The sequence below is a fragment of the Pelosinus propionicus DSM 13327 genome (assembly GCF_900114615.1).
Classification (GTDB): domain Bacteria; phylum Bacillota; class Negativicutes; order DSM-13327; family DSM-13327; genus Pelosinus; species Pelosinus propionicus.
The window spans coordinates 67,627-73,626 of the sequence record NZ_FOTS01000026.1; the positions used below are offsets into that span (position 1 = coordinate 67,627).

General features: G+C 41.3%; 6 protein-coding genes. 3 read left to right on the forward strand and 3 right to left on the reverse strand.

Annotated elements, in window-relative coordinates:
• Positions 1–142 precede the first annotated feature (142 nt).
• Positions 143–1,399, reverse strand: a complete 1,257-nt coding sequence (locus tag BMZ99_RS14640) for an autotransporter strand-loop-strand O-heptosyltransferase (protein WP_090938704.1) — start codon at positions 1,397–1,399, stop codon at positions 143–145.
• A gap of 395 nt (positions 1,400–1,794) precedes the next feature.
• Between BMZ99_RS14640 and BMZ99_RS14645 the strand changes: the two genes are divergently transcribed.
• Both BMZ99_RS14645 and BMZ99_RS14650 read left to right on the forward strand, forming a co-directional pair.
• Positions 1,795–2,541: a response regulator transcription factor gene (locus tag BMZ99_RS14645; RefSeq protein WP_090938707.1), complete on the forward strand. Its 747-nt coding sequence runs from the start codon at positions 1,795–1,797 to the stop codon at positions 2,539–2,541.
• On the forward strand, positions 2,489–4,591 hold the full coding sequence (locus BMZ99_RS14650; RefSeq protein WP_139214774.1) for a sensor histidine kinase: 2,103 nt from the start codon (positions 2,489–2,491) through the stop codon (positions 4,589–4,591). Before BMZ99_RS14645 ends, BMZ99_RS14650 begins: the two co-directional genes overlap by 53 nt.
• Before the next feature lie 3 nt (positions 4,592–4,594).
• On the opposite strand, the gene BMZ99_RS14655 is transcribed toward BMZ99_RS14650, so the two are convergent.
• Positions 4,595–5,131, reverse strand: coding sequence for a hypothetical protein (locus tag BMZ99_RS14655; protein ID WP_175490563.1), 537 nt, complete (start codon positions 5,129–5,131; stop codon positions 4,595–4,597).
• A 301-nt stretch (positions 5,132–5,432) separates the two neighbouring features.
• Here BMZ99_RS14655 and BMZ99_RS26370 point away from each other — a divergent pair, with 301 nt between their 5' ends.
• Positions 5,433–5,606, forward strand: a complete 174-nt coding sequence (locus BMZ99_RS26370) for a hypothetical protein (protein ID WP_175490564.1) — start codon at positions 5,433–5,435, stop codon at positions 5,604–5,606.
• 99 nt (positions 5,607–5,705) lie between these two features.
• On the opposite strand, the gene BMZ99_RS14660 is transcribed toward BMZ99_RS26370, so the two are convergent.
• A partial coding sequence (locus tag BMZ99_RS14660) for an IS3 family transposase (protein ID WP_175490565.1) occupies positions 5,706–6,000 on the reverse strand: 295 nt, incomplete at its 5' end.

Below are 6,000 nucleotides of genomic sequence, written 5' to 3' on the forward strand. Positions count from 1 at the left end.
TTATCCGTGGAAGATTCGAGGATAATTGTACTTTTTCTCCAGTAAGAATAAGCAAGTTTGTGCGGAGTTTTTTCACTTTGATGTTAGCCTTAAACGTTTCTTTATTCAAAATTACACGTTGTCAGGAGAAGGCACCATGAGATCACAAGGAGCTGTAGCTTTTCCTTGATTGTGGCTGTAACTGATAATTGGTCATCAAGCGATCAATAGCCGCATTGACCTGACCAGAAGTAATTAGGCGCGTACATTCAAACTGTCTTTCGGTATTTTTATGGCGCGGACACCAAGAGAAATCTTGGTGAACCAACACGAAACGACTATCTCTGAAACAGCAGCTACAGGCATGGTAATTAATGACGCGATACGGAGTGGAAAACTCCATGTTTGGCAGGCGGAAGCCGCTGATGAGGACGACTGGCTTACCTAGGCACCAGGCAAGCCAGGACAGCCCATTCGACATGCTGACCAAAAAGTCAGTGTGGTATAAGAGACTGGCTCGCTGGGGCAATGGAAGCCAGTCGGTAAAGTCTTCGGCACCATATGGGATGGTGCCGAAGCAACTGCCGCTGCCTTGGTAGGTCTCTTTATCAATACACAGTACCCGGTAGCCTTTCTCTTTGAGATGCTTGATGGTACAGAGCCATCCGATTGGATTATTCCAGCATTTCGCCTGGACCGAAGTTTGGGCGGCAATACATACATATGGCTCTGCAATAAGTCGATCTATCGGCTTTGGAATCGTCTGAGGACGAAGTTCATCAGTTTTTAGCCCCAGCAGATAGGGGATGAATCGCTGCAAACTAACAATACGCCAGTCTAGAGGTCGATGTAGACCACCGTCAGAGGGAAAAGAGATACCTAAATAATAGGAGGCATAGATATCGTCAGGACGCTCTTCTGAATCAATGAAATGCAGGTCAGGATAAGTCGGCTTAAACAACTCGGCCAATTCAGGAGCCATAGCGCAATAAACTTCGCAGTTATACTTGTATTTAAACTCATGAACATAAGGAAACCAGGTACTGATATCCTCGAGTGTACCAAAGGAAAACTTCATTAGGATTTTTTTGCGAGAGGGGCTATAGTCATGGCGAAAAACGAGTTTTTCGTCATGATAGATTTCGAGGCGAAAGTTGACGTAGTATTTTTTGCTGCTGAAAACCAGAGTATCAGAGACTTGGGCATCGTAAAGCGTGAGAAAGGCATCATTATCGATAATTCTAAGGCGCCAGTTGCCAGCTGGTATTTTGACCCTGGCTCCGTAGTTGAAATCGAAGGCTAATCCCTCGATATTAGTTTTACAGGTTAGCTCCCCAGGGCTAAATATTGTGGAAGGGTTTTGGGTTGGTGCTGGCTGATCGGATGCCGATGGTTCGGTTTCCACTTGCTGGTGATTCATGGTGTGTTCTTCCTTTCGCCAGTTGTTAGTTAAAAATGAGGACGACTTATGTTGTTCATTTGTTGATTTTGCAAATTACTTCCCATTTTAGTGTAACATTATCGTAATACGACTAATTATTTGTAACAAGTAAAGTTTAATAAGAAACTATAAAGATGCAATTTATTAATCTTTATAAAATTTTATAAATACCCTTTGACAAGATGCAGCTGTGTATGGAAAGCTGCATCTTGTCAAAGGGTAGAAATCGAGTCTCATTCTCCAGTTACATGCAAGGAAAGAACGGAGCTATTCTGGTCTCCAACCTGGCATATAAGCAGGATTTAATAGCATATTTGTCGAAATACTTGCAAAAAAATATTTGATTTTTATTTGAATTTTGAGGAAGTGGCAGTATGTCCGAGACCGTTATTTTGATTGTGGATGATGAACTTGAAATCTGTGAACTGGTTAGTATGTACCTGGAAAAGGAAGGATATCGCACACATTATGTGCATGATGGCGTCAGCGCCATACAGGCTGCAGTACACTATCAGCCAGACTTGGTATTGCTGGATAATCTACTGCCGGATCTAAGCGGTGTGGAGGTTTGTACGCAGCTACGCAGGCTTATGGATATTCCGATTCTTTTTATGAGCTGTAAAGGGGAAGAAAGTGACAAAGTCATTGCTTTGGGGATCGGCGGTGACGACTATATTGTCAAACCGTTTGGTCTGCGTGAGCTGGTCGCTCGCGTTAAAGCGCATTTACGACGGAGAGAAAAAATGGAATTGACCAATGAAGTACTTCAATTTGGCAGCTTATGTATTGATATTACAAGCCGTTGCGTCTGGCTTAATCGGGAACGGATCAAATTGTCCGGGACTGAATTTGATATTCTTCTATTGCTGGCGCAAAACCCTGGGATTGTTTTTAGTCCAGAAGAGATCTTTCGCAAAGTGTGGTCTGCAAACGTAAACGAAGATGTTCGAACGGTTATTGTGCACGTCAGCAATTTGCGAAAGAAAATTGAAAGCAGCTCGACTCAGCCTGTTTATATTCTGACAGCTTGGGGAACGGGTTATCAATTTAACAGTGTTTGGGCTCGGCGTGGACTGGGAAGGCCTTCGGCAGGAAAGCGAGAGCAACTTGCAGCAAGATAATTTGAAGGGTTCTTACAGTCTTTTTATTTCTATTGTGCTTATTATCATTATTGTTACCATTATTGGAGTCGTTTGGATAAATGGTAATACGTCAGAATTGTATATTCGTGAAGGCTGGCATTATCGTTGGGGTGATTCACCGAAAGCAGCTGATGGGCAGCCAGAATGGGTAAAAAAGTTTAATGAACCGGAAGAATGGCATAACACAAGATTTCCCGGACAACCTCCAGGCTGGGATGGCAAGAGCGTATTATGGCTGCATGGTATACTGCCTACTACGGTCTATGCTAAGCCCATTTTATTTTTAGCAACAGTGAATCATCATATTGAGTGCTGGGTAGATGGAAGGAGGATTTATCAAAGCGGTGAAATCCCTGTTCCCGAAGGAACCGCATATAATCCTTGGTTTCCCATGCACTTGATTGAACTGCCTAATGATGCAGCTGGAAAGAATATTTATTTGCGGATTCATTCCAATGGGCCAATCATTGGTTTAGGGGCTATGCCGCGTATCGGTGATCATACGGAAATCGTTGCGATTCGGACTAGACTCGATTTTTTTAGAACAGGGTCGGTTTTCCTTGGTTTATTTGGTAGTAGCATTGCTTTTTTCATGGCCTTGCGCAATAAAGGTCTGAAAAGCTATTATGCTTTTGCAGGTGGGGCTGTCTGCAACAGCTTGGTTGGTATGAGCGGTATATTTAATATCCAAACACTGATTAAATCCTCTCAGATTTTAATGTTTGGGACTATGACAGGTGCTTTATTTGGGCAGGGGTTCTTAATATGGTTTTTAGAATCAATTGTCCAAGAGAGGCATGTAAAAACGGTTCGCAGAATTCGTTATCTACTTTTTCTAGTGGCTGCTAGCGGAATGCTGCTCTTATGCTTTGATACAGGAAAAAGCATATTTTTAGTACGAATGGCATTGTGCATGTTAGTTTTAAATATTATCTTGCTGTTTCATGTATTTTGGGGACAGTTGCGCACCAATGAAGAAGCCCGTATATACGCGGCAGGAATTGGTGCATGGGCAGTCGCTTTGGGCGCAGATGCGCTGAGATCTCTGGGAATCTTGGCTTTGCCCGTGGCGATCGGAGTGTCTGGTCAGCTGGTAGATTTGAGCTGTCAGGCTTTCATTCTTCTCCAAAGAGTTCGGCGTCTGTACCAGCAAAAAGAAGAGGCTGCATTGCAGATTTTGCGTAATAATGATGAATTGAACCTGCTTAATGCTCAAATTAATAATAGTAACGACAATCTGGAAAGGCAAATAACACAACGGACCGGAGAACTTCAGGCAACAACACTTCTTTTGCAACAGCAGAATGAAAAACTCGCTTGTATGGAAAAAGCCCGTCAGCATTTGGTTAGTAATATCGCACACGATCTTCGGACACCGGTCATGATGATCCGCGGTTATGTGGAAGCCATTTTGGATGGTGTCGCCCAGGAGCCGGTGCAGAAGGAAAAAGCGCTGCAGGTTATACATAGCAAAACATTGCTTCTGAATAATTTGATTGAGGACTTTTTTACGTTATGCAAATTGGAATCTCGGATGCTGACAGTAGAGTGGCAAAAGGCTTTAGTAGGAAATTTTCTAAAGTCAATATTGGACTCTTATCAAGCCGATGCGGCTAATCTGAATGTAAAATTACTCTTTCTGGTACCTCCTGAGGTGCGGGATAAAATTATCAAAATCGATCGATTTCGTTTAGAGCAGGTATTCGCCAATTTGATTTATAACGCAGTAAAATATACTCCTGCCGGAGGAAGTATTACTGTTGCCGCAGGAGTTGGTATAACCGGAGATGAAGTAGTCTTTTCAGTTCGAGATACAGGAGTTGGCATTTCTGTCGAAGAACTGGAAAAAATATTTGATCGTTTTTATGCAGGGAGAGGTGCAATTGTTCATAGTGTTGGCAGCAGTACTGGACTGGGATTAGCCATAGCTAAGGAAATTGTCGATATACACGGGGGACGTATCTGGGTAGAGAGTGAAGTTGGACAAGGCAGTATTTTTTATATTGCATTGCCGCTGCTGCAAGAATAACTCTTATTTCTCCCTATCATCATCGTTATGAGTAAAAGGTTTCAAAGCGGGTTGTAAATTTAATGCCCTGGAAGGAGACGGTTCCTTAGACCGAACGAAGATGTCGTCCTGCCATATCTGATATGCGTATATTATAACTCCTAACGCGGAAGTCATAAAAACATCTAGCATAGGGCTGACATTTTGAAATTGAATTACACCTCTATTACCTAGGAAATAATCTTCAAATACTAGGGTATAGAGCAAATTTAATAAAAAATCGACACCTACGTACAGCCAAAATCGTCCATACGTAAATTTTAACATCCACATTGTTGCTACAGGTATGGGACCATACAGATATGGAACACTCTGGAGAGGATAAAGCTTTACGGGATATATCCACCACCCAAACGTGATACCTGCTTCAAGAATCATTGCACTTGTAATCGTAGCAAATAGACCAACAGGCATAAAACGCTTGATATCCTCTTTTTTCATGAAAAAAAGACTGAGCCACGACAGGATAAATATCGCTGCTAGAATCGTTTGGTTGCTCAAGATTCAATCCTCCTATAAAAACGTAACTTTTTTATCGTACTTGCTTGTGTTAGTATGTGCTTCACTTAGATTTTTATTAGAGAAGAGAGAGTGTGATTTAAAGGGACGGAAGTTATCGAATGTTTATGAGGAGTACCTTCATATACGTTCGATTTTTTTATAGCAAGATAAATGGTTTTGCAGTTTGATCGGAACGTATCATAATAACAAGACAAATACTAAAATCAGACAGGTATGTTTTTGAAGATTTCATACTTCTTTTGGACATACTAAATGTAAGTGCTAAAAAAGGAGGTGCTAAATGATTAGGCAAAGTGAATCTAAACCAGAAGCTAAACAAATAGGCTCAGAACTATCGGATGATAAACAGCAAAAATTGTACCAAGAATTGAAACGTTCCGGACAAGTTGAAAACCCCGTTAAATATACCCAAACGCATCTAGAAGGCGGCGAGGCAGACAGGGATACAGAATAAACTTGAATAAGAATGGCTATAGAAGTAAAAAAAGAAAAGCTCGCAACGTACTGCTTGAACTGGTACCTAGAAATAGGACATTATAGAAAAAAGCCTAAATTAAGCCACAATGAGATGATCCCGATATTGAATCGGGGTCATTTTTTTTAATCCCCATTGATAGCGATGACAGTTATAGTATTCAATATAATTATAAATGGTTTCTTTAAGGTCGTTAAAAGTTTGACAGCTTTTAATATCGACTTCATCCTTCATATGACCAAAGAAAGATTCCATGGATGCATTGTCTAAACAGTTTCCCTTTCGGGACATAGACTGCTTGATATGTAAGTCTTTTAAGGAAAGTTGAAAGTCTGGATGTGTATAGTGAAAGCCCTGATCTGAATGAAGGATT

Excerpts from the sequence above, each read along its gene's own strand:
- BMZ99_RS14645 (WP_090938707.1), top strand. The coding sequence starts at position 1,795 with ATGTCCGAGACCGTTATTTTGATTGTGGATGATGAACTTGAAATCTGT.
- BMZ99_RS26370 (WP_175490564.1), top strand. The coding sequence starts at position 5,433 with ATGATTAGGCAAAGTGAATCTAAACCAGAAGCTAAACAAATAGGCTCA.
- BMZ99_RS14640 (WP_090938704.1), bottom strand. The coding sequence starts at position 1,399 with ATGAATCACCAGCAAGTGGAAACCGAACCATCGGCATCCGATCAGCCA.